This window comes from Exiguobacterium sp. s7, from assembly GCF_018618195.1.
In the GTDB taxonomy this organism is placed as follows: domain Bacteria; phylum Bacillota; class Bacilli; order Exiguobacteriales; family Exiguobacteriaceae; genus Exiguobacterium; species Exiguobacterium mexicanum_A.
Genome location: NZ_JACSLO010000001.1, coordinates 1 through 22489 on the forward strand (window position 1 = coordinate 1; position 22489 = coordinate 22489).

Annotated in this window: 26 protein-coding genes and 1 other annotated feature; of the genes, 22 read left to right on the forward strand and 4 right to left on the reverse strand. The window is 55.0% G+C overall.

Annotated features, from left to right (window positions below):
- Positions 1–337: 337 nt before the first annotated feature.
- The 14 genes from KNP79_RS00005 (at position 338) to KNP79_RS00070 (ending at position 11494) form a co-directional block, all read left to right on the forward strand.
- Complete coding sequence (locus KNP79_RS00005; protein WP_251132834.1) at positions 338–781, forward strand: hypothetical protein; 444 nt, start codon at positions 338–340, stop codon at positions 779–781.
- A gap of 136 nt (positions 782–917) precedes the next feature.
- On the forward strand, positions 918–1754 hold the full coding sequence (locus KNP79_RS00010) for a DUF2785 domain-containing protein (protein WP_215190833.1): 837 nt from the start codon (positions 918–920) through the stop codon (positions 1752–1754).
- 204 nt (positions 1755–1958) lie between these two features.
- A complete protein-coding gene (locus tag KNP79_RS00015; protein WP_034776859.1) occupies positions 1959–2996 on the forward strand; it encodes a rod shape-determining protein in 1038 nt (345 codons plus the stop codon).
- Between the two features lie 13 nt (positions 2997–3009).
- Entirely contained in the window at positions 3010–3900 is an 891-nt protein-coding gene (mreC, locus tag KNP79_RS00020; RefSeq protein WP_034776861.1) for a rod shape-determining protein MreC, read from the forward strand.
- Position 3901: 1 nt separating this feature from the next.
- Complete coding sequence (mreD, locus tag KNP79_RS00025; RefSeq protein WP_052090206.1) at positions 3902–4396, forward strand: rod shape-determining protein MreD; 495 nt, start codon at positions 3902–3904, stop codon at positions 4394–4396.
- Between the two features lie 5 nt (positions 4397–4401).
- On the forward strand, positions 4402–5070 hold the full coding sequence (locus KNP79_RS00030; RefSeq protein WP_232939187.1) for a septum site-determining protein MinC: 669 nt from the start codon (positions 4402–4404) through the stop codon (positions 5068–5070).
- Positions 5071–5075: 5 nt separating this feature from the next.
- On the forward strand, positions 5076–5933 hold the full coding sequence (gene minD / locus KNP79_RS00035; protein WP_051627738.1) for a septum site-determining protein MinD: 858 nt from the start codon (positions 5076–5078) through the stop codon (positions 5931–5933).
- Between the two features lie 42 nt (positions 5934–5975).
- Positions 5976–7301: a ribonuclease E/G gene (locus tag KNP79_RS00040; RefSeq protein ID WP_215190834.1), complete on the forward strand. Its 1326-nt coding sequence runs from the start codon at positions 5976–5978 to the stop codon at positions 7299–7301.
- 55 nt (positions 7302–7356) lie between these two features.
- Positions 7357–7428, forward strand: a sequence feature (ribosomal protein L21 leader region).
- Positions 7429–7443: 15 nt separating this feature from the next.
- A complete protein-coding gene (gene rplU / locus KNP79_RS00045; protein WP_015881153.1) occupies positions 7444–7752 on the forward strand; it encodes a 50S ribosomal protein L21 in 309 nt (102 codons plus the stop codon).
- 3 nt (positions 7753–7755) lie between these two features.
- Entirely contained in the window at positions 7756–8091 is a 336-nt protein-coding gene (locus KNP79_RS00050) for a ribosomal-processing cysteine protease Prp (protein WP_034776866.1), read from the forward strand.
- Between the two features lie 12 nt (positions 8092–8103).
- Positions 8104–8385 (forward strand): 50S ribosomal protein L27, encoded by a 282-nt coding sequence (rpmA, locus tag KNP79_RS00055; RefSeq protein ID WP_016508537.1) that lies wholly within the window; start codon positions 8104–8106, stop codon positions 8383–8385.
- Between the two features lie 76 nt (positions 8386–8461).
- Positions 8462–8902: a Spo0B domain-containing protein gene (locus tag KNP79_RS00060; RefSeq protein ID WP_034776867.1), complete on the forward strand. Its 441-nt coding sequence runs from the start codon at positions 8462–8464 to the stop codon at positions 8900–8902.
- Entirely contained in the window at positions 8903–10192 is a 1290-nt protein-coding gene (obgE, locus tag KNP79_RS00065; RefSeq protein ID WP_034776868.1) for a GTPase ObgE, read from the forward strand. It abuts the gene before it with no gap.
- Between the two features lie 15 nt (positions 10193–10207).
- Positions 10208–11494 (forward strand): hemolysin family protein, encoded by a 1287-nt coding sequence (locus KNP79_RS00070; protein ID WP_034776869.1) that lies wholly within the window; start codon positions 10208–10210, stop codon positions 11492–11494.
- Positions 11495–11538: 44 nt separating this feature from the next.
- Here the strand turns inward: KNP79_RS00070 and KNP79_RS00075 are convergent, their stop codons facing one another.
- The 4 genes from KNP79_RS00075 to KNP79_RS00090 all read right to left on the reverse strand — a co-directional run bounded on the left by KNP79_RS00075 (position 11539) and on the right by KNP79_RS00090 (position 14775).
- On the reverse strand, positions 11539–12315 hold the full coding sequence (locus tag KNP79_RS00075; protein ID WP_215190835.1) for an NUDIX domain-containing protein: 777 nt from the start codon (positions 12313–12315) through the stop codon (positions 11539–11541).
- Between the two features lie 126 nt (positions 12316–12441).
- Positions 12442–13023, reverse strand: coding sequence for a DedA family protein (locus KNP79_RS00080; RefSeq protein ID WP_215190836.1), 582 nt, complete (start codon positions 13021–13023; stop codon positions 12442–12444).
- A 104-nt stretch (positions 13024–13127) separates the two neighbouring features.
- Positions 13128–13667: a transcription repressor NadR gene (locus KNP79_RS00085; RefSeq protein ID WP_034776872.1), complete on the reverse strand. Its 540-nt coding sequence runs from the start codon at positions 13665–13667 to the stop codon at positions 13128–13130.
- A complete protein-coding gene (locus tag KNP79_RS00090) occupies positions 13645–14775 on the reverse strand; it encodes a cysteine desulfurase family protein (protein WP_251132835.1) in 1131 nt (376 codons plus the stop codon). The genes KNP79_RS00085 and KNP79_RS00090 overlap by 23 nt, the downstream gene beginning before the upstream one ends.
- A 95-nt stretch (positions 14776–14870) precedes the next feature.
- Between KNP79_RS00090 and KNP79_RS00095 the strand changes: the two genes are divergently transcribed.
- From KNP79_RS00095 to yajC, 8 genes are all read left to right on the forward strand, one after another.
- Complete coding sequence (locus tag KNP79_RS00095; protein WP_215190838.1) at positions 14871–16304, forward strand: L-aspartate oxidase; 1434 nt, start codon at positions 14871–14873, stop codon at positions 16302–16304.
- A complete protein-coding gene (nadC, locus tag KNP79_RS00100) occupies positions 16258–17127 on the forward strand; it encodes a carboxylating nicotinate-nucleotide diphosphorylase (RefSeq protein WP_215190839.1) in 870 nt (289 codons plus the stop codon). The genes KNP79_RS00095 and nadC overlap by 47 nt, the downstream gene beginning before the upstream one ends.
- Complete coding sequence (gene nadA / locus KNP79_RS00105; RefSeq protein ID WP_215190840.1) at positions 17090–18169, forward strand: quinolinate synthase NadA; 1080 nt, start codon at positions 17090–17092, stop codon at positions 18167–18169. The genes nadC and nadA overlap by 38 nt, the downstream gene beginning before the upstream one ends.
- A gap of 83 nt (positions 18170–18252) precedes the next feature.
- On the forward strand, positions 18253–18840 hold the full coding sequence (gene ruvA, locus KNP79_RS00110) for a Holliday junction branch migration protein RuvA (RefSeq protein ID WP_034776877.1): 588 nt from the start codon (positions 18253–18255) through the stop codon (positions 18838–18840).
- 10 nt (positions 18841–18850) lie between these two features.
- On the forward strand, positions 18851–19846 hold the full coding sequence (gene ruvB, locus KNP79_RS00115; RefSeq protein WP_034776878.1) for a Holliday junction branch migration DNA helicase RuvB: 996 nt from the start codon (positions 18851–18853) through the stop codon (positions 19844–19846).
- Between the two features lie 19 nt (positions 19847–19865).
- Entirely contained in the window at positions 19866–20909 is a 1044-nt protein-coding gene (gene queA, locus KNP79_RS00120) for a tRNA preQ1(34) S-adenosylmethionine ribosyltransferase-isomerase QueA (protein WP_128122996.1), read from the forward strand.
- Positions 20906–22051, forward strand: coding sequence for a tRNA guanosine(34) transglycosylase Tgt (tgt, locus tag KNP79_RS00125; RefSeq protein ID WP_021066897.1), 1146 nt, complete (start codon positions 20906–20908; stop codon positions 22049–22051). Before queA ends, tgt begins: the two co-directional genes overlap by 4 nt.
- An 84-nt stretch (positions 22052–22135) precedes the next feature.
- Positions 22136–22414: a preprotein translocase subunit YajC gene (yajC, locus tag KNP79_RS00130; protein WP_021066898.1), complete on the forward strand. Its 279-nt coding sequence runs from the start codon at positions 22136–22138 to the stop codon at positions 22412–22414.
- Positions 22415–22489: the final 75 nt, after the last annotated feature.

Below are 22489 nucleotides of genomic sequence, written 5' to 3' on the forward strand. Positions count from 1 at the left end.
CAACTTAAACGTTAGGGTGAGATTATGGTTGCTGGCAAGTCCTTTTTCTTTTCTAAAATAGGAGTGCAGAGTTGTGTACGTTTCCGTTGTACACTTCTGCACTCCTATTTTGCATTACACAGTCGTTGTTGGTCCATTTAAATTAAATCAATATGCCGCTTCAAGAACATAATGATTATAGATGATAGTTTAGACTTGAGCCTAAAGCGTATGAGCACGTCATCCATAACCTGAGATCATTTTTGTATGAAGCAATGAGGGTGTATGAATGTTTGAAACTGGGATTTAATTTCCAAATGAAACATTCGTTTGCTATACTGAGAGACGAGGTGTTCATATGGAAAAATTGATTTGGTTATTGATGCTTGTTGTCGCGCTCGTCGCCAGTTTCGTCCCGCTCGATCCACTCGTACTGTCGCTTCTCGTATTCGCGCTGTTCGTCTTCATCAGTGTGGCGTTGTTTCAACAGTTCCAACGTGAGGATCATTGGCTCGACCGCGTCTCACCGCTCGTCGGCATCGGCATCGGCATTGTCGCGTTCATCGCCTACGCCGGTCTGTTCGTCGCCTGGTTCAACTCGTCGAACGATTCTCAAGTGTGGCAGGTCATCCCGCAACTCGTCTTCATGTATATCGGAATTTACTTATTCGTCGTGACGGTGTCGAGTTTTTTGGCAGGGGCGACCCGCGTCCGTCCGTCCCGATTCTTTCGGCCGGTGCTCATCTTCTCGGTCGTTTTTTATGGGTCGATGCTTTTGCTCCCGCTCCAGCCAGGTCTCTAATCTTCAACTTGTCATTCGAACGAAGCAGGCGCATCCGTGCCTGCTTTTTGTCTGTTTAGAGGAGTCATCAAACACGGCGTCGAACACGGAGAGTATACGGTTCTATACGACCTACGAAGAGGGAATGTGATCAGATATGAATGAGGAAACCATCTATCAGGAACGGGATTTGAAGTTGATGTTGACGGACATCAAGGGCGGGACGGTTCGGTTACAGGAATTAGACGAGGAGCGGGTCATCCAATCGATGCTCCATCATATTGGATCGACGGATGCGGAGCTTCGAGATCAGTTGATTTACACGCTCTTTTATCGCTTCATCATCGAAGACGAACAACTGACGAACGAACAACTGACTGGTCTATTCAATTCGACGCTCAAATACCACTTGTTCCACGGCATCGGAGAGACGGCATCAGATACCGTCTTCACGCGGGCGTTCTCGACGCTATTGATCGCCTTGATTTTGTATCAAGACCACCAGCAAAGGTTTTTATCGGAACCGAATCTCGAGATGTTGAAAGCGAAGCTCCTGGCATATCTCGATTGTGAAATCGATACGAGAGGGTACGTGCCCACAAAAGGTTGGGCCCATGCGATCGCCCATGTGGCCGATGCCTTCGACGAGCTCGTCCTGCATCCGCACCTCGACGAGACGGAGTTCAGGGAGATCCTCGAGGCGCTGTGGGACAAAGTGATGTTTCCGACCGTTTATTTGCACGACGAGGATGAGCGCTTGCTGAATCCCATCTTCGCCTTGCTAGATCGCGGGATGGACGAGCACGAAATCGTCGTTCTATTAGAGGGTTTACCGGCTCAACTGAGCGCACAAAAGAAGCAACTCGAGCCCGAGCAGTATTGGCACGTCGTCCATAACGTGAAAACGTTTCTAAAGAGCTTCTTCGTGAAATTGTACGATGCAAACCGACCGATGCTTCAAACCGCCGTATTCGAGACGTTAAAGCAGATTTGACGAGAACCCGTAAAAATCTAGGCAGGCGCTTTCACGCGCTTGCTTTTTGATTTGCCTTTTTGCCGAAAAGAAGGCACACTAATAAACGGTGAGACAGGACTGAGATTCGCGTTATTGTAAATAACCTGTAATCGAATGAACGTTTTCAAACATGATTTTTCCGTTATAATAAAAAATAGTGTAACCAAGAGAGGAGCAGCACGTATGTTTCGTAGTTTTAACCGAGAAATCGGAATCGACCTTGGAACGGCAAATACGCTCGTTTATGTAAAAGGTCAAGGCATCGTTGTTCGTGAACCGTCCGTAGTGGCGTTCCGTACAGATACAGGTAGAATTGAGGCCGTGGGTAACCAGGCCAAGGATATGATTGGACGTACGCCGGGCAACGTCACGGCACGCCGTCCGATGAAAGATGGGGTTATCGCCGACTTCGAGACGACAGCGACGATGATCAAATACTTCATGGAGCAAGCACAGAAGTCGAAGAGCGGTTTGTTCTCATCGAAGACGAACGTCATGATTTGTGTGCCAAGCGGCATCACATCAGTCGAAAAACGTGCCGTCGAAGACGCAGCCAAGCAAGCGGGCGCACGTGAAGCGTACACAATCGAAGAACCGTTCGCGGCAGCAATCGGTGCCGGTCTCCCGGTTTGGGAACCGACAGGCTCGATGGTCGTTGATATCGGTGGCGGTACGACCGAAGTCGCAGTGATCTCACTCGGCGGCATCGTGACGAGCCAATCGATTCGTGTCGGCGGTGACGAAATGGATGACGCCATTATTCGTTACATCAAAAACAAATACAACCTCATGATCGGGGAGCGGACGTCAGAGACGCTCAAGATGGAAGTCGGTTCGGCTCGCATCGACGCTTCGAACGAGAATGAGAAAATGGAAATCCGTGGTCGCGACCTCGTGACAGGTCTTCCAAAACAAATCGAAGTCTCGGCTTCTGAAGTGTGCGAAGCACTCTCGGATACGGTCGAAGCGATCCTCGCGGGCGTGAAACAAACGCTCGAGCAGACGCCGCCGGAACTTGCTGCTGACGTCATGGACCGCGGCATCGTCCTCACAGGCGGTGGAGCCCTCCTTAAAAACTTGGATGACGTCATCTCGGACGAGACACACATCCCGACACTCGTCGCGGATGAGCCGCTCGATTGCGTCGCTATCGGGACAGGAAAATCTCTTGAAATGATGGACGTCCTCCGTTCAAAATCAGGCATCTCGTCGCGTCGATGAGTGGTGACACACGATGAGCCGGTTCGTACGCAATAAAAAGCTCATCATCACGCTGATCGGTATCATCTTATTCGTTGTGATTTTAGGGGTTTCGATTCGAGGACGGTCGGAATCCGCCTGGTACCAAGACGTCACGCGTGATGTGGTCGGAACGTTCCAACGGGTGTTCACGGTGCCGATCGGCTGGATGGACAGTACCGTGTCCTCGATTTCGAACGTACGCGATATTTATGAAGAGAACCGTCAATTGAAACAACATTTGACGAAATACGCGGAAGTGTCGGTCGAGGCCGATGACCTGCGCCGTGAGAACGAAGAATTGCGGCAAATGGTCGAGGCGTCCGACACGTCGCTCCGTGACTTTGACTTGATTCCCGCCGAAGTGATCGGGCGTACGCCGAACGACTGGCAGCGCTACGTAACGGTCAACGTCGGGGAAGAGCGCGGTGTCGAGAAAGGCATGGCCGTCACGGCCGCCGGCGGTATGGTCGGTCGCGTCATCCAGACGAGCGCCTATACGTCGCAAGTGCAACTCCTCTCTGACAACAACCGGACGAACAACGTCTCGGCCGTCGTCAAGGATGCGGACGGCAAAGCGACGTACGGTACGATCGATGGCTTCGACAGCGAGACGAACGAGCTCTTCTTCACGAAGGTCTCGAACAGCGTCAAGTTGAAAGAAGGCGAGATCGTGTCGACGTCAGGTCTCGGTGGGCGGTATCCGGCCGGTCTCGTCATCGGTACGGTCGAGTCGATCGAAACCGACGAATACGGCGTGTCTCAAGTCGCCCGCATCAAACCTGAGGCAGACTTCAACGAGTTCTCGCAAATGTTTGTCATCGATCGAACGCTAGACGAACCGTTCTTGACGGGTCCCGAGGAAGGAGGAGCAGCGGGTGAGTAACATGAAAGTGTTCATCGCCCTGTTCCTCCTCTTTCTTATTGAAGGGACATGGGCCGCCATCTTCTCATGGCACTATGTGACGCCGTTCTTGTATTTGACGTTGATCGGCTTGATGTACGTCAGTTTGTATGGCCGCTGGGAGTCGGCGCTCGGATTCGGTCTCGTCTTCGGGCTATTGTATGACATCGTCTACACCGACTTGCTCGGAATTTACTTATTTACTTTTTCACTCATTCCTCTCTTAGTCAGCTTCGTGTTAAAATATATAGGTGAGAACTTCTTCTCGGTCGTCATCACGTTCACATTCATGATCCTCGTGTTTTCTTTCGGGATTTTCAGTGTCATGACGGCGGTCGGTGGGACGACCATGACCATTCAAACACTATTAGTTGAACAGATTCCAGGGACGCTCGCCGTCAACGCTGTCGCCATCGCACTGTTATACGTGCCGATGACACGATACGTGGCGCCGCGGCCTGTAGCGAAAAGAGGGTAGCCATGATGGAGCGTAAACGACATATTACGATAAAAGGACATCGCAACGGTATTGCAATCCACTTCAATCCACGGAGTGGCATCGATGAGGTGCTCGGAGAGCTTGAGGCCACGTTACAAGAAATGGAGCCGCCCTCTGGGAAGATTGCACTCAAATTGCACGCGGGTACTCGTTACATCGACGAGGAGCTGTCACGTCAAATTCGTGAAGTCGTCGCTCGTCATGGCGTTTTTTATATCGAGGAGCTATCGAGCGAGGTCATGTTGACCGAAGAAGCGAAAGCGACCTACGGCAAAAAGACGTTCCACTACCATAGCGGGACGATTCGAAGCGGGCAAGTGCTCGATTTCGATGGCTCGGTGCTCATTATAGGAGACATCAACCCGGGGTCCGAGGTTCGGGCAACGGGAAGTATCTATTGTTTAGGGACGATACGAGGAAATGTGCGTGCCGGTGTCGAAGGATGGGAGGAAGCGGTCATCACCGCCAGTCTGCTCCATCCGAAGTTTTTAGCGATCGGTGAACATGTGCTCGCGTCGGACGACGACGAAGAGCTTCCGGAGATCGAGATGGGATGCGCGTATCAGACGAATCAGGGCATTGAAATGACGCGTCTTCGTCAAGTCATGACTGGGCTGAAAGACGCATATGCAATGGAATTACAGAGAGGGTGAGTTTGATGGAGCAAGTAGTAGAGCCTGTACATACAGCTAAAGAAGTGAAGAAAGGTCGGGCCATCGTCGTGACGTCGGGGAAAGGTGGCGTCGGGAAGACGACCACGACCGCGAACCTCGGGACGGGCCTCGCATTGTCTGGCCACTCGGTCTGTCTCGTCGATACGGATATCGGTCTACGGAACTTGGATATCATCTTAGGACTCGATAACCGGAGCATCTATAACCTCGTTGACGTCATCAACGGGCAGTGCAAGCTGCATCAGGCGCTCGTCCGTGACAAGCGGTTCGAAGAGATGTATCTCTTGCCTGCGGCCCAGTCGAAAGACAAGACGTCGGTCCAACCGGAGCAAGTGAAAGAGATCATCGACCAGTTGAAGACCGAATACGACTTCGTGTTGATCGACTGTCCGGCCGGTATCGAGCAAGGTTTCATGAACGCCATCGCCGGCGCCGACGAGGCTGTCGTCGTGACGACGCCTGAGAAGGCTGCCGTTCAAGACGCGGACCGCATCATCGGCATGCTCGAGCAAGCGGAACATGTCGCGGCACCGAAACTGATTGTCAACCGCGTCAAGAACCACCTCGTCGAATCAGGCGACATGCTCGACATCGATGACATCATGCGTATCTTGTCGATCGACTTGCTCGGCGTCGTCGTCGACGATGAAGAAGTCATCGCCGCTGCGAACCGCGGAGTGCCGGTCACGATGAACCCGGACAATAACGCCGGACAAGCGTACCGCAACATCACGCGCCGCATTCTCGGCGAGTCGGTGCCGCTCATGTCGATTCAGACCGAACAAAAACCGGTCGGCTTCTGGACGCGGCTCATGATGAAGTTTGGAATGAAAAAAGCCTAAGGCAACGAAAGTTGCCTTTTTGTGTCGAAAGGAGAGATACGTGTGCGATTGATCTATGAACGGACCCCGTCCATCGAACGGGCCATGCTCGTCGATGGGGAACGCCTCCTCGAGGTCGAGGAACGCTTCATCGACCAACTGTCGGTCGGGACGATTCTCGAGGCCGCGATCGAACGGATTCACCCGTCGCTCGGCGCCGCGTTTTTGACGACCGGCGAGACGACGTTCTTCCTGCCGATTGCCGAGACGCTCAAAGCGCTCGAGGCGTATCCGAACGTGCCGGGCATCGGCCAGGCGGCCGTCGTCGGTGACAAACGCCTCGTCCAAGTGACGAAAGAAGGCATCAACGGCAAACATCATAAAGTGACGGAGAACATCCGCTTCGGCGGACGCTACATCGTCTACTTCCCATACGGCCGGCGTAAGCTGTATAGCCGGAAGCTCGACCTCGTCACCCAGGACCGGTTATCAAAAGTGTTCGAGCTCGAAGAAGCGGAAGGTGTCTTGTTTCGGACGGAGTCAGGGCAAGCGAGCCCGGACGTCCTTCAAGAAGAACTTGCCTTGCTTCGGCGTCGCGCCGCGGACGTCGTGACGGCACGACGCGGGCAGGATGAGCTGCTGTGTGAACAGTTCGTGCGCCGCCATGCGGTCGAGTCGGTCATGTTGAACGACAAGGAAGCACAAGAGCGGTTATCACGGCTCGAGGTCAACGTCGAACGCCATGTCGGCAAAGGTCGGATGAAAGAAGTGGCCCGGCTCGACGGGGCGATTGAAAAGCTCGGACAGCGCGTCGTCTGGCTCGAAGGGGGTTCTTACGTCTTGGTCGAACAAGTTGAGACGATGACCGTCATCGACGTCAACAGCGGCAAGAACGTCGCCGTCAAGGACAAGGGGCGGGCAGCCGACACAATCAACGAGGCCGCACTCTACGCGGTCATGGAGCAGCTCCGGCTGCGCAATATCGGCGGCATGGTCGTCATCGACTTCTTACGCGGGTCAAAAGACGGGCAGGCCCGGCTCTTGAAAAAGATGAAAGAGCTCGGCGCCCGTGATCCGCGCCGCGTCGAAGTGTACGGTTTCACGCGTATGGGCTTGTTCGAGCTGTCCCGGGAACGCACGGGACGTTCGATTCAAGACCGGATGACGCACGACGGGAAGCCGTCGAAGCTCGCCGTCTTCTCTCGGATTGAACGTGCTTTGATGGAGCTCGCGCCGGAAGTCGAAGCGGTCGTCTTGACGCTCCCGGGCAAGTGGCACGACGCGTCGTGGGATGGGTTTGCCTGCACGGTCCTCCTCGTCGAGGGAGAACCGGATGTGGCGTTCTATGGGACGCTCGAGGAATGTCAGAATTTCGTATCTCGTCATTGACAACGATGAAACGAGAGTGGTATTATCTATAACGTTAGTTCGTTTGGAAGCACCCAAATGGCTACAACCGCACAGAACGGGTTGAAACGGTTTCGCCCTGCCCTGGATGGCGAGTCTGAGTTTAATAAGGAGGTGCACGTATATGTACGCAATCATCAAAACTGGTGGTAAGCAAATCAAAGTTGAAGCAGGTCAAGAGATCTACATCGAAAAACTCGATGCTGATGTCGAGGGTACTGTAGAATTCGGTGAAGTTCTTTTCGTTGGTGGTGACGATGTTAAAGTCGGAGCTCCACTCGTAGAGGGCGCTAAAGTTGTCGGTACTGTGGTAAAACACGGCCGCGCTAAGAAGATCACTGTCTTCAAAATGAAAGCTAAGAAAAACTACCGTCGTAAGCAAGGTCACCGTCAGCCTTACACGAAAGTTCGCATCGAGAAAATCGAAGCGTAAGCTATGATTCGAGTAACGGTCAGACGAGACGAGACGAAGTCGATTCGTTCCGTCGAAGTGACAGGTCACGCCAACTTTGCCGAACCCGGTTCTGACTTGGTATGTGCCGGCGTTTCTGCCATCATCTTTGGGGCATACAACGCTGTCGAGGTACTCGCCGGTCAGTCGCTTCTTGTAGAAATGGCAGACAAAACAGAGGGTGGCTACTTTTATGTCGAGACGTATCCTGACCTATCACCGGAGGATATGACTCGCACCCAATTGTTATTAGAAGGGATGCTCGTGCAACTAGACACGATCGCCCAGAGTTACGGTGATTATATCCAAATTGAACAATAGGAGGTGGACCTCATGTTACAATTGAACCTTCAGTTCTTCGCATCGAAAAAGGGAGTAGGATCGACTAAAAACGGTCGTGACTCGATTTCGAAACGCCTCGGCGCTAAACGCGCTGACGGACAAACGGTTTCAGCTGGATCGATTCTCTACCGTCAACGCGGTACGAAAATTCACCCAGGTGAAAACGTAGGCCGTGGTGGCGACGACACATTGTTTGCTAAAGTTGACGGCGTAGTACGCTTCGAGCGTCTTGGTCGCGACAAGAAACAAGTGAGCGTTTACCCAGTTGCGTAAGTAGAACCACGCAGAAGACTCTAGCCACTTATTTGGTTAGAGTCTTTTTTACTAGTTTTACCTAGGAGAGGATTGCATGAACTCACAGGCAGCACTGAAACTATTATCGACCGTCCGTCACGAATGGATGAATCGGCTTCAGATGATCTCCTTGTATGCGGCGCTCGAGCCTGAAAAACTCGAGGAGCTGTACGAGCGATATCGTCAGCACGCCGACGAGGAGAGTGCGCTCATTCGTTTGGATTTGCCGATGACGAGTCTCGTCATCATACAAGCGAATTGGGAAGGGCGGTTGACCTACAAGGTATCGGCCGACCGTGTGTCGCTCGACGACGCGCGTGTGGCGGACAAACTTGTCCGTCTTCTGTCAGGAACGGATGGACCGATTCATGTGACGTTCACGGACGGACTGATGGTCCGCGTCTTCGGTCATGTGCCGGACGACGTGTTCACGTCAGACGAAGTGTACGAGCAGACAGTAGAATGTTCTACGTTCGTTATAAAGGAGGGGAATTAAATGTTTGTCGATCAGGTTAATATTTTTGTAAAAGCTGGAGACGGCGGTAAAGGGATGGTCGCGTTCCGCCGCGAGAAGTATGTTCCAGACGGTGGACCAGCAGGAGGAGACGGCGGTCACGGTGGTGACGTCGTATTCGAAGTAGAAGAAGGATTGCGCACGCTCGTAGATTTCCGCTTCTCGAAAAAGTTCATCGCCCATGACGGTGAAAAAGGGATGTCGAAAGGCATGCACGGACGAAAAGCGAAGCCGCTCGTCGTCAAAGTCCCACCAGGTACGATCGTATTTGATGCATCGACCGATACGGTCATCGCCGACCTTACCGAGCACGGCCAACGGGCCACGATCGCCAAAGGCGGACGCGGTGGCCGCGGGAACTGTCGTTTTGCGACGCCAGCCAACCCGGCACCAGAGATCGCCGAGAACGGGGAGCCAGGTCAAGAGCGCGAATTGCGTCTTGAGTTGAAATTGCTCGCTGACGTCGGTCTCGTCGGATTCCCGTCAGTCGGGAAATCGACGCTCTTGTCAGTCGTCTCGTCGGCACGCCCGAAAATCGGCGCGTACCACTTCACGACGATCACACCGAACCTCGGTGTCGTCAAGACGGCGGACGACCGTGACTTCGTCATGGCCGATCTTCCAGGACTCATCGAAGGGGCGAGCCAAGGCGTCGGTCTCGGTCACCAGTTCCTTCGTCACATCGAGCGGACGAAAGTTATCGTCCACATGATCGATATGAGTGGCATGGAAGGGCGCGACCCGTTCGAAGACTACACGACGATCAACCGCGAACTCGAGTCGTATAACTTACGCCTCCTCGAGCGTCCGCAAATCGTTGTCGCCAACAAGATGGACATGCCGGATGCGCCGGAATTATTGGAAGAGTTCCAAAAGAAAATCGGAGACGACGTCAAAGTCTTCCCGATCTCGGCACTCGCCAAAGAAGGACTCCGCAACCTGCTCATCGAAGTAGCTAATCTCGTGGACTCGACACCTGAGTTCCCACTCGAAGAGCTCGAAGAGAAAACGGCCACACCACGTGTCGTTTATCGTTACGAGAAGGAAGAGAAAGGGTATCAGATTCATGTCGATGAATACGAACGCTTCGTGATCACGGGGCCGCGCATCGAGAAACTCTTCAAGATGACGAACTTCGATCACGACGAATCGATCAAACGCTTCGCGCGTCAAATGCGTCAAATGGGCGTCGATGACGACCTTCGCAAGTTGGGTGCCGAAGACGGCAGCGTCGTCGCCATCTTGGACTTTGAATTCGAATTTGTCGAATAATCTTTTATTAATGAAATGGAGTGTGAAGTAAACGTGGACCCTGTGCCCTCGTCTAGTTTAATTCTTTATGCAGTTTTAGTTATGTTGTCAGCCTTTTTCTCTTCTGCCGAGACCGCGCTCTCGAGTGTGAACCGCGTCCGGATGATTCGTATGAGTGAAGACGGGGACAAGGGCGCCAAGCGCGTCCTCCACCTCGTCGACCGCTTCGATGACACGCTCTCGACGATCCTTGTCGGGAACAACATCGTCAACATCGGTGCCGCGACGGTATCGACGGCCATCGCCACGAGTATTTACTCGGGTGGGGCCGGACTCGTCATCTCGACGTTCGCGACGACGATTGTCATCTTGATTTTCGGTGAGATTTTACCGAAGTCTCTCGCGAAAGAGTTCGCGGAGAAGTATTCGCTTCTCATCAGCGGCATTTTGTTGTTCCTCGTCAAAGTCTTGAAACCGGTGACGATGATCTTTACCGGATTGAAGAAGTTGGTGCTCCGCATGATTGGGATGAACGACAAAGAGCCGTCGGTGACGGAAGAAGAGTTGAAAGTGCTCGTCGATATGGGAGAAGAAGAAGGGGTGCTCGGCGAGACCGAAGCAGAACTCGTGCATAGCGCCTTCGCCTTCAACGACATTACCGTCGACGATGTGTTGACGCCGCGGATCGATATCCTCGCCGTCGACATTGACGATACGCTTGAAGAGATCAAAGACACGATCTTTAGCGGTGGACATTCTCGTCTGCCGGTGTATAAAGACTCGATTGACAACGTCATCGGGGTGTTGTCAGAGCGTGATTTCCTTCGTTCGATGATGCGTGATGAAGTGACGGACGTCCGTTCGCTCATTCGTCCGCTCACGTACGTATCGCCGCAGACAAAATTGATTGAGCTGCTTCCTGTACTCCAGCAAAAACAATCGCACATGGCCGTCGTCCTCGACGAATTCGGCGGGACGGCCGGTCTGATCACACTCGAAGATATGCTCGAGGAGCTCGTCGGAGACATTTGGGACGAGCACGACGAATCGATCGTCTATTTGAGACGACTTCGTGACGGCGTCTACGAGTGTATGGCCGACATGGATGTCGATGAGTTCGCTGATGAGATGGGAATTAAAGAACCTGAAGTAGATGCCAACACGATGGGTGGTTGGATCGTCGAACTGTTAGGAGACATTCCAGAGAAAGGTGCGCGTGTCACGTACGATGACATGACGTTCACCGTTCTCCACGTCGAAAAGCGTCGGATTCGCAAATTGCTCGTCGAGACGGGTCAATCCGAACCGGTCGAACAAGCGTAAACGAACTGAAGGAGGGACCGCCAACTGGCGGTCCCTCCTTTTGTTTAGACGGTATGATGGCGCTCGACGCGTTCGAGCAGCTCGTATGGCCGAACTTTATAGATGGCGTGCGGCATATATGTCGGGTCGATCGCATCAACGAGACGCATTTGGAAGTGCTCCCGTTTGATGTAGTCGCCGACGTTCGAGGCGTTGACCTTGAAGAAGCCGACTTCTTGCGTCTCGCCTTCCTGCGGTTGCAGGTCGCCGGAGACGTAGCGGGCACGGAACGTGACGCAGAGCACGCGCGAGGAGACGTTTTGATAGATACCGGTGATGCCTTCGACTTCAATATCGACACCGGTCTCTTCTTTCACTTCGCGGTGCACGGCGTCGACGATTGACTCATGCTCCTCGACTTGTCCGCCAGGCATCTCATACGTGTCGCTCCGGTGCGTGTTTTGAACGAGCAACACTTCACCGGCCTCGTTCGTGACATAGGCGGTTACGGAGACAATCGTGCGCGGTGGCGTATAGTGACCGGTCGGCATCATGAACTCCTCACTCGATTTGATATATAAATCTTTGCCGAGACGGGCTCGCTTCTTCATCGCCTCGCGGCGCAAGCCGCTCGAACGGTAATCGCGTTCGACTTGCTCGTAGTGCTCGCGGTCGCGGTATTCCCACAGGGCCATGACCTCGCTCTTGTCTTCGGTCACCCAACGACCGACGAGCCGTGCGCCGTGCGATACCTGAATCGGATACAGGTATGTATGGAAAAATTCGGTGAATTCGTCTAAGCGTTCAGGACGGATGGTGTACGTTTTTCGACGATGGAACATGGTAATTCCTCCTTTGAAGGTGGCTGTCTCTATTCCGAGAAAAAAACGCTTTCCTCATAACTCTATATTCGTCATCACGATCCGTTTTCCCTCTATATCAAAAAAAGTCAGCTCGAGCGCATCTGCTCAGGCTGACTTTTTGAATAGGCGCGGATTCGCACGGATATAGCGGATGAGAAAGAACAGCCCGATGGTGATGCCGACGTACGGCAAGAACCCGTGTGTGACTTCACCGATGTGACGCCAATTGTCGCCGAGCATCATCCCGAGTTTGACGAAGATGAACGACCAGACGGCGAAGATGAGGACGGTCACCGTCAAAAACTTCCGGAACGATAACCGCATGACCCCGGCGCTGACGGCGAACAGTTGGCGCCAAATGACGCTCAGACAGACGATCCAAGCGCCGTACGTCTCGAACCAGACTTCGGCCCGGCGTTGCTTCGCCTCACTAATGCGGAACGACCGATAGAGGCGAAGGGCGACAGGGCGTCCTCCGTAGCGGCCAATCCCATATAAGACGATTTGACTGATGACGAACGCCGTCCATGCGAGCAGGAAGACGAACAGGAACGAGGTGTCGAGAGATCCGGTCAGGTAGCCGCCGTAGGCGAGCACGAGCTCGTTCGGGATCAGTTGGATGAAGATGCCGAGCGGGACGCTAAAAACGCCGCACCCGAGCAACAGTTGCTCGAGAAAGTGCCACATGACCGTTTCCCCCTTTCCAAATTTTGTACAGGATGCATTCCATCCATCAGTATAATGAACATGAGTCGAAAGCAAAAGAAAAGATGTCACGTATTTGTGACATCTTAGTCGAGCTCGGAGACGAGGACGCCGAGCCGCTCGAGTTCCGAGACGGCGGCATCGATGGCGTCTTCACTATCGGCCTCGAGCGTATGAATGTGGAGACCACCCGTCAAATGCGACAACGGGGCGGCCTGGTTCGCCTCGACCCGTTCGAGGAAAGCACGGACGTCGCGGCGGCTCTTCACCATCAATTGTCCGGTCAATGAACCGTAGACAGGATGGTCGATGATGACGTCGCGAATCGTGACGCCCTCGTCGACGATGGCGTTCATCTCCGCCTCCATGTCCTCGGCCTCGTGGCGACAGACGATTTTGCGGGTATAGGCGGACGGTGACGCCTCACCTGGTAAATAGACGTACCCGCGGGCGGTCGCGACGATCTGATGGCCCTTCGCCTTCAAGAGCGACAAGTCTTGGACGACGACTTGTCGGCTGACGGCGACGCGGCGGGCGAGCTCGGAGCCGGTGATCGGCTCCGAACTCTGTTCAATCATTTCCAGTAACGTGCGCCGGCGTTCTTCACCGGCTAAGCGTTTGTTCATAAGATCCTACTCTCCTTGCTAAAGTGACGATGGCTTCGGCGAGTGCCGTCGTGGCCTCGACGGTCGTGTCTTCGCCGAAAGAAATGCGGACGAGCCCGTGACAGGCGCTCGTCTCATAGCCGAGCGACTCCAGCATGCGGTTCGGTCCGTTCTGGCCGGCCCGACAGGCCGACCCTGCCGACACTTGGAACCCGAGCCCGTCGAGTTCGGTCATCCACCATTGCCCGTCCCGCTGTTTCGAGACGAACGAGAAGATGGCGGGGCTCTGCTGGTCGAACTCGAGCCAATCCACGTAAGACGATGTCTTCTCTTTCAAGATAGCACGAAACGCCAAGAAATTTCTTTCATGACGTGTCCGTTGCTCGTGACGGTCGGTGAACGCTTTGACGAAAGCGCAGATGCCGGGCACGTCGATGGTGCCGGGACGGATGCCGTATTGATGGTGTCCCGGATAATAGGGCGGTGGCAACAGCCGTTCCATATAGAGGCCGCCGACGCCTTTTGGGCCCCCGACTTTATGGGCGCTGAACGAATAGGCGTCAATCCCGTCGACGGAGACCGGGATCTTGCCGAGCGCCTGGACACCGTCGACGTGGAACAACACTTTCTTATATTTCAATTGGCAGAGGATGTTGTGGAGGGGGAGCGTCCAGCCGGTGTCCGAGTTGACGTGTTGAAACGTGACGAGCCCGATGTCACGGTCGAGCAAATGCGTGAACATCTCGAGGTCGAACCGTCCGTCCTTCAGCTTCAGGCGGTGAACGATCACGCCTTCGGCTTCCCACTCGTCAAGCAGAAGCGCGACCGAGTCGTGCTCTTGCCACGACGTGATGACTTCACTGCCTTTCATGCGCTTCCGGAGACTCGTGAGGGCGATATAGTTGCTCTCGGAGCCGCTTCCGGTGAAGAGGAGCTTGCCGCGGAGCATGTCGAGGCCGAGCGCTTGCTTCAACAGGCGTCGGGATTCGGTCAAGTAATCTTCCGCCATATAGCCGTGCGTGTGCAGGGAAGACGGGTTACCGTATACGCTTCGTGCCATGGCCACGTAATGGTCGAGAGTGGATTTTGTCATCGGGTGCGTCGCCGCATAATCAAAGTAACGGTTCATCGTAAGTTCCCCTTTTCTCATGTTGTCTTCTTCACAAAATTATGCGAAACTAGTTTACAAGTCAACATTACATATGAAAAACAGGTGATATACAGATGTCTTTACAGTTTGAACGGGTCGATGTGTTGATCGTTGGGGCTGGCTTGGCCGCCGTGACGGTGGCACTCCATTTGCCTCATTCATTGAACGTCCTTGTCGTCTCCAAGCATGAAGTGACAAGCGCGAACTCAGATCTGGCCCAAGGCGGGATTGCGAGCTCGTATTTGGAGCCGTCGAGTGTCGACCATGAGCGGGATACGCTCGTCGCCTCGAAACTCGCAGCCGTGCCCGACCGTGTCTATACACTCGTCGAAGAAGGGCGGAGCGCGATCCGCGATTTGGAGCGCTTCGGTGTCGTCTTCGACCGGGAGGGTGCTGAGTACGCCGTCGGACGTGAAGGGGCGCATGGCATGAATCGGATCTTTCACGTCGGCGGGGACGAGACCGGACGGCACGTCATGGCGACGCTTCGTCGTCAATTGCCGGATAACGTGACCGTCATGGAACACGTATTGATCGATTCGTTGGTGAAGACCGACGGCCGCGTGACCGGGGCGACCGGATTCAACGGAGAGACACGTCTTCACGTCCAGGCCGGAGCCGTCGTCTTGGCGACCGGGGGAATCGGTGGACTCATCGATTGGACGTCGAATTGTCGCTCGGTCACGGGGGACGGGCTCGTCTTGGCGGACGAGGTCGGGGCGAGACTCACGAACTTGTCTCGTATCCAATTCCACCCGACGTTACTCGCGGTCGATTCGCCCCACCTCGTCACGGAAGCGTTAAGAGGAGCAGGCGCGACGCTCGTCGATGCGTCAGGACGTCACGTGATGGCCCACCATCCGCTCGGAAGCCTCGCCCCTAGGGACGAGGTCGCTCGGTCACTCACGCGTCATGACGGCACCGTCTACTTGGATACGAGTCGCGTCGAGCGAATTGATGAACGGTTCCCGAAACTCGTCGAGACGTGCCGGATGTATGGGCTCGACGCGACGCGGATCCCAGTGCGGCCCGGGCTACATTTTCATATGGGCGGTGTGGACGTCGACGTAGACGGGCGGACGACCGTCGCTGGGTTATATGCGGTTGGTGAGGTCGCCGATTCGGGCATCCACGGGAAAAATCGACTGGCGTCAAATTCATTACTCGAATGTTGGGTGTTCGGGAAGCGGGTGGCGGCAGCGGTGACGGTGGAGGAGAAGCCGTTCACGGTGAACGAGACGACCGTATATGAGGTTTCGGATGATCTGTTCAGCCGCTATCGGCAACAGATTGGGGAATGGTTGACAATCTCGCCTCAGATTGGCGAAATCGTAAGTTTCTTAGAAAATACCCAACAACTGGCACAGACGAAACACGTGTCAAGACAATTAAGTGAACAGACGTTGAGTCTGAAAGCGGCACGCCTGTTGGCCAGTGCCGTCATAAGAACGGAGGATTCAGATGAACAAAATCGCCTTGCGCGAACAGCTGACAGCATTTTTACATGAGGACATCGGGTTTGGGGACGCCTCGAGTGCCTTGATTGACCACCGCGAGACGTCGCTCGCCACGGTCAGCGCCAAGGCAGACGGCGTCTTCTGCGGCATGGACGTCGTCCTCGAGATGGCGCAGTTGCAACGTCTCGTCGTCGAATCGTGCCAACCGGACGGCACGAACGTCATGGCAGGTGACACGCTCTTTATTTTGCGAGGCAAGACGCGGACGCTCCTTGAGACGGAACGGGTGCTGTTGAACCTCGTCCAGCACTTGAGCGGGATCGCGACGATGACGCGGCGCTGCGTCGAACGGCTCGACGACCCGACGATCGCCGTCACGGATACGCGCAAGACGACGCCCGGGCTCCGCATGCTCGAGAAACATGCCGTCCGCTCGGGTGGTGGGAAGAACCATCGGCTCCGTCTCGACGATGCCGTCATGATCAAAGACAACCACATCACGGCACTCGGCGGGATCACGAACGCGGTCGCACGGGCCCGGATGCTTGCCGGCCACACGACGCCGATTGAAGTCGAGGTCGAGACGCTCGAACAATTGCATGAGGCGATCGCGGCGAACGCCGACATCATCATGTTCGACAACCGGGCGCCCGAAGAACTGAAGGCGTGGCGTGCGCTCGTGCCAGAGCATATTAAAACGGAGGCGTCAGGAGGCATCACTGTCGAAACGATTGCAGCGTATCGCGGTACGGGTGTCGACGTCATCTCGATCGGACAGTTGACGCATTCGGTGACGGCGCTCGATTGCAGTCTAAATCTTGTAGGAGGAATCAAACATGCAATTACTCGGAACGATGCCAGCGCAGTACGCTGAGTTGAAGATTGAACAGATGGAACAACGGATTGAAGCCATCAAGGCACGGCTCGGAAGCCGCCTGTTTTTACCGGCCCACCATTACCAAAAGGACGAGGTCGTCCAATTCGCGGATGCGACCGGAGATTCGCTCCAGCTCGCACGGCTCGCCGAACAGATGAGTGAGGCGGAGTTCATCGTCTTCTGCGGCGTCCACTTCATGGCCGAGACGGCCGACATGCTGACGCGTGACGACCAGCTCGTCATCTTGCCGGACATGCGAGCAGGATGCTCGATGGCAGACATGGCCGATATCGACCAGACGGAGGTCGCTTGGGAAGAGCTGACCGATACGTTCGGCGATGATATCATTCCAATCACGTACGTCAATTCGACGGCGGCGATCAAGGCGTTCGTCGGCAAGAACGGGGGCGCGACGGTCACATCTTCCAATGCCCATGACATCGTCCGTTGGGCGCTCGAAGCGGGCGAACGGATTCTGTTCTTACCGGACCAGCATCTCGGACGGAACACGGCGTTTGATTTGGGTGTGCCACTCGAGGCGATGGCCGTCTGGGACCCGCTCCGGGAACGACTCGTCTATGAGGGTGACATCGAGGATGTGCGGGTCATTCTGTGGAAAGGGCACTGCTCGGTCCATGAGAAGTTCAACGTCGCCCAAATTGAGGCGTTACGGAAGAACGACCCGGAACGACGCATCATCGTCCATCCCGAGTGCACGTTCGACGTCGTGCAGGCGGCGGACGAGGCCGGATCCACGTCATACATCATCGACCAAATCGAAGCGAGCGCGCCGGGGACGAAGTGGGCCGTCGGCACCGAGATGAACTTGGTCAACCGTCTCGCGGCGACGCACCCCGAGCTCGATATCATCTCGCTCAATCCATACATGTGTCCATGCTTGACGATGAACCGCATCGATTTGCCGCATCTGCTCTGGGCGCTCGAGTCGCTCGAGACCGATCCGGTCAACGTCATCCGTGTCGATCTAGAGACGACGAAGTGGGCGACACTCGCCCTCGAGCGGATGCTCGCGCACTGAGGACAGGCAATCGCCTGTCCTTTTTTCGTGGCGGTGGTTATGGTACAATGAATGCAGTTTTCCCATGAAGAGGAGATATGACCGTGATTGAATTCGTAAAAGGCTCCGTCGCCTATGTGTGCGCGGAATATATAACGTTGGATGTTTCGGGCGTCGGCTACAAAGTACATGTGCCTAACCCGTTTTTTTATCGTGAACAAGACGAACATGTAATCGTGTTTACGCATCATTATGTGCGTGAAGATCAACAGACGCTGTACGGTTTCCGCTCACGTCGGGAACGCGAACTGTTCAATAAACTGCTCGGCGTCAACGGCATCGGACCGAAAGGCGCACTCGCCATCGTCGCCTCAGGCGATATGGACGCGCTCATCGACGCGATCGAGACCGAGAACGAGAAGTATTTGACGAAGTTCCCGGGTGTCGGCAAGAAGACGGCGAAGCAGATGGCGCTCGACTTGAAAGGCAAGCTGTCCGAGCTCGCCCCGGATTACGTACCGAACACCGGACTGTTCGCTCAAGGCGCTTCCGAACTCGACGAGGCGTGCGAAGCGCTCGTCGCACTCGGGTATTCAGAGCGTGAAATCACCCGTGTCCGCAAGGAACTGAATTCAGAAATATTGACGACAGACGCTTACATAAAGCGCGCCCTGCAATTGCTATTGAAATAAGGAGGAGACCATGGACGAACGATTGTTGTCACAATCCCATCAACAATATGAAGACTCTGAAGAGTGGAGCTTGCGTCCGCAAAAGTTCGAGCAGTACATCGGACAGGAGAAGGCGAAAGGCAACTTGTCGATCTTCATCCAAGCCGCGAAGCTCCGCAGCGAGACGCTCGACCACGTCCTCCTTTACGGTCCTCCGGGACTCGGAAAGACGACGCTTGCCCAAATCATCGCCAACGAGATGGGTGTCGGCATCAAGACGACGGCCGGCCCAGCCATCGAACGCCCGGGTGACCTCGCGGCGATCCTGTCGACGCTCGAACCGGGCGATGTCCTGTTCATTGATGAGATTCATCGCTTGAGCCGCACGATCGAAGAGATTCTCTATCCGGCGATGGAAGACTACTGTCTCGATATCGTCTACGGACAAGGCGAGATGGCGCGAAGCGTCCGTATCGATTTGCCACCGTTCACGCTCGTCGGTGCGACGACGCGGGCCGGCATGTTGTCGGCGCCGCTCCGTGACCGTTTCGGTGTGACGTTGAAGCTCGAATACTACGAGCCGCATGAGCTCGCCGCCATCGTCAGTCGGACGGCCCAGCTGTTCCGCCTGTCGATCTCACCAGAGGCGAGCGGTGCCATCGCGAAACGTGCACGCGGTACGCCGCGGATCGCCAACCGGCTGTTGCGCCGGGTTCGTGATTTCGCCCAAGTGGCGGGAACGAAAGAAATCGATCCGGTGCTCGCTTCAGACGCGCTCGACCGGTTACACGTCGACGCCCTCGGGCTCGATGAAGTCGACCACCGGCTGTTACGGGCGATGGTCGAACGGTTCGGCGGTGGACCAGTCGGACTCGAGACGCTCGCCGCGACGATTGGGGAGGATGCCCAAACGATCGAGGACGTGTATGAGCCGTACTTGTTGCAACAAGGTTTTCTGCAACGGACGCCGCGCGGCCGGATGATCACCCAGTACGCAAAGACGCATTTTGGCTATGAAGAGGAGTAACGATATGCAAGACATTCAATTGAACGTAAACGACTATGATTTTGACTTACCGGAAGAACTGATCGCCCAAGTACCGCTTCTTGACCGGACGAGCTCACGACTGCTCGTCCTCGACCGCGATACGGGCGATATCGAGCACCGTCATTTCCGTGACGTGCTCGACTACTTGCAGGCAGGCGACGCTCTCGTCGTCAACGACTCGCGCGTGCTCCCGGCCCGATTGTTCGGGGCGAAGCAGGAGACGGGCGGGAAAGTCGAACTGCTCTTACTCAAACAGACGGAAGACGATGTCTGGGAAGCGCTCGTCAAACCGGCGAAGAAAGTGCGCGTCGGCGCCATCGTCGAGTTCGGCAACGGGTTGCTCCGGGCTGAATGCGTCGAAGAGCTGCCGGAAGGGGGACGCCGCTTCAAGTTCGACTACGACGGCATCTTCTATGAGATTTTAGATGAGCTCGGCACGATGCCGCTTCCGCCATACATCCGTGAACAGCTCGACGACCAGGATCGTTATCAGACGGTGTACGCCCGTGAACGCGGGAGTGCGGCCGCACCGACGGCAGGCCTCCACTTCACGGAAGAACTGCTCGCAGCGGCAGAGGCGAAAGGCGTCAAGCTAATCCCGCTCACGCTCCACGTCGGTCTCGGTACGTTCCGTCCCGTCACGGCCGATACGATCGAAGAGCACACGATGCACAGTGAGTATTTCGAACTGTCGGCCGCTTCGGCTGAAGCGCTCCGCGACGTCCGTGCAAGCGGCGGCCGCGTCTTCGCCGTCGGGACGACGTCGACCCGGACGCTCGAGACGATCGTGCGCGACCATGGGGATTTCGTCGAGTCATCGGGCTGGACGGACATCTTTATCTACCCAGGCGTCGAGTTGAAGGCGATTGATGGACTGATCACGAACTTCCATCTGCCGAAGTCGACACTCGTCATGCTCGTCTCGGCGTTCGCGTCGCGCGACATCATCTTGAACGCGTACCGCACGGCGGTACAAGAACGTTACCGCTTCTTCAGCTTTGGGGACGCGATGCTCATCACGAGGAAGGAAGAGAACAAATGACCAAACACGCAGTCACATACGAACATATCCACACATGTAAACAGACGGGAGCGCGGCACGGAATCGTCCATACGCCGCACGGCTCGTTCGAGACACCTGTCTTCATGCCGGTCGGCACGCAGGCGACCGTCAAGACGATGGCCCCGGAACAAGTCAAGGCGATGGGAGCGAACATCATCCTCTCGAACACGTACCACCTTTGGATTCGTCCAGGACATGAGGTCGTCAAACAAGCCGGCGGCCTTCATAAGTTCATGAACTGGGACGGCGCAATTTTGACGGACTCGGGCGGCTTCCAAGTCTTCTCGCTCGCCGACCTTCGCAACATCCAAGAAGAAGGAGTCCATTTCCGCAACCACTTGAACGGCGACAAGTTGTTCTTGTCACCGGAGAAGGCGATGGAGATTCAAAACGCGCTCGGTTCGGATATCATGATGGCGTTCGACGAATGCCCGCCATTCCCGGCGACGCATGAATACATGAAGAAATCGGTCGAGCGGACGAGCCGTTGGGCAGAGCGTTGCCTCGCGGCACACGAACGTCCGGAAGACCAGGCGTTGTTCGGTATCATCCAAGGCGGCGAGTACGAAGATCTCCGTCGTCAAAGTGCGGCCGACCTCGTCTCGCTTGATTTCCCAGGTTATGCCGTCGGTGGATTATCGGTCGGTGAACCGAAAGACGTCATGTACCGCGCACTCGAGTTCACGACACCGTTCATGCCGGAGAACAAGCCGCGCTATTTGATGGGCGTCGGTTCACCGGATGCGTTGATCGAAGGCTCGATTCGCGGCATCGACATGTTCGACTGCGTCTTGCCGACCCGGATCGCCCGCAACGGGACGCTTATGACATCGAAAGGCCGCGTCACGATCAAACATGCGAAACATAAGACGGATTTCGGACCAATCGACGAGAAGTGCGATTGCTACACGTGTAAGAACTATTCGCGCGCGTACGTGCACCACTTGATTCGCGCCGACGAGATGTTCGGGCTTCACCTCTGTTCGACACACAACCTTCACTTCCTCGTGAACTTGATGAGTCAAGTACGTCAAGCCATCCGCGAAGACCGTCTCTTGGACTTCAAGGAAGAGTTTTTCGAAGAATATGGGTATAACAAACCAAACGCCAAGAATTTCTAAATTGTTCTGACAGCGATTATGTGACAACGTTTCAGTTTCACGGTATAATGAACCTGATATTGAAGGAAAGGGTGAATTTTACGCATGGAAACTCTCGTAGCACTATTACCGATGATCCTTATTTTCGTCGTGTTTTACTTCTTGTTGATCCGTCCGCAGACGAAACGTCAGAAGGAAGTACAATCGATGCAAAACGCGCTTGAGCGTGGGGATCACGTCGTAACAATCGGCGGCCTTCACGGTGTCGTCCACCAAATCGAAGACACGCAAGTCACATTGAAATGTGACCAGTCACTCCTTAAGTTCAATCGCAGTGCGATTGCTGAAGTGACGAAAAAAGGCAACTCATCATTCGCTGAGTAACCAAACAACGCCTGGCCATCACTGGTCAGGCGTCTTTTTTTTGTCATATCTTGAAAAATGATTTATTTTTGACAA

Excerpts from the sequence above, each read along its gene's own strand:
- KNP79_RS00005 (WP_251132834.1), top strand. The coding sequence starts at position 338 with ATGGAAAAATTGATTTGGTTATTGATGCTTGTTGTCGCGCTCGTCGCC.
- KNP79_RS00010 (WP_215190833.1), top strand. The coding sequence starts at position 918 with ATGAATGAGGAAACCATCTATCAGGAACGGGATTTGAAGTTGATGTTG.
- KNP79_RS00015 (WP_034776859.1), top strand. The coding sequence starts at position 1,959 with ATGTTTCGTAGTTTTAACCGAGAAATCGGAATCGACCTTGGAACGGCA.
- mreC (WP_034776861.1), top strand. The coding sequence starts at position 3,010 with ATGAGCCGGTTCGTACGCAATAAAAAGCTCATCATCACGCTGATCGGT.
- mreD (WP_052090206.1), top strand. The coding sequence starts at position 3,902 with ATGAAAGTGTTCATCGCCCTGTTCCTCCTCTTTCTTATTGAAGGGACA.
- KNP79_RS00030 (WP_232939187.1), top strand. The coding sequence starts at position 4,402 with ATGGAGCGTAAACGACATATTACGATAAAAGGACATCGCAACGGTATT.
- minD (WP_051627738.1), top strand. The coding sequence starts at position 5,076 with ATGGAGCAAGTAGTAGAGCCTGTACATACAGCTAAAGAAGTGAAGAAA.
- rplU (WP_015881153.1), top strand. The coding sequence starts at position 7,444 with ATGTACGCAATCATCAAAACTGGTGGTAAGCAAATCAAAGTTGAAGCA.
- KNP79_RS00050 (WP_034776866.1), top strand. The coding sequence starts at position 7,756 with ATGATTCGAGTAACGGTCAGACGAGACGAGACGAAGTCGATTCGTTCC.
- rpmA (WP_016508537.1), top strand. The coding sequence starts at position 8,104 with ATGTTACAATTGAACCTTCAGTTCTTCGCATCGAAAAAGGGAGTAGGA.
- KNP79_RS00060 (WP_034776867.1), top strand. The coding sequence starts at position 8,462 with ATGAACTCACAGGCAGCACTGAAACTATTATCGACCGTCCGTCACGAA.
- obgE (WP_034776868.1), top strand. The coding sequence starts at position 8,903 with ATGTTTGTCGATCAGGTTAATATTTTTGTAAAAGCTGGAGACGGCGGT.
- KNP79_RS00070 (WP_034776869.1), top strand. The coding sequence starts at position 10,208 with ATGGAGTGTGAAGTAAACGTGGACCCTGTGCCCTCGTCTAGTTTAATT.
- KNP79_RS00075 (WP_215190835.1), bottom strand. The coding sequence starts at position 12,315 with ATGTTCCATCGTCGAAAAACGTACACCATCCGTCCTGAACGCTTAGAC.
- KNP79_RS00080 (WP_215190836.1), bottom strand. The coding sequence starts at position 13,023 with ATGTGGCACTTTCTCGAGCAACTGTTGCTCGGGTGCGGCGTTTTTAGC.
- KNP79_RS00085 (WP_034776872.1), bottom strand. The coding sequence starts at position 13,667 with ATGAACAAACGCTTAGCCGGTGAAGAACGCCGGCGCACGTTACTGGAA.
- KNP79_RS00090 (WP_251132835.1), bottom strand. The coding sequence starts at position 14,775 with ATGAACCGTTACTTTGATTATGCGGCGACGCACCCGATGACAAAATCC.
- KNP79_RS00095 (WP_215190838.1), top strand. The coding sequence starts at position 14,871 with ATGTCTTTACAGTTTGAACGGGTCGATGTGTTGATCGTTGGGGCTGGC.
- nadC (WP_215190839.1), top strand. The coding sequence starts at position 16,258 with ATGAACAAAATCGCCTTGCGCGAACAGCTGACAGCATTTTTACATGAG.
- nadA (WP_215190840.1), top strand. The coding sequence starts at position 17,090 with ATGCAATTACTCGGAACGATGCCAGCGCAGTACGCTGAGTTGAAGATT.
- ruvB (WP_034776878.1), top strand. The coding sequence starts at position 18,851 with ATGGACGAACGATTGTTGTCACAATCCCATCAACAATATGAAGACTCT.
- tgt (WP_021066897.1), top strand. The coding sequence starts at position 20,906 with ATGACCAAACACGCAGTCACATACGAACATATCCACACATGTAAACAG.
- yajC (WP_021066898.1), top strand. The coding sequence starts at position 22,136 with ATGGAAACTCTCGTAGCACTATTACCGATGATCCTTATTTTCGTCGTG.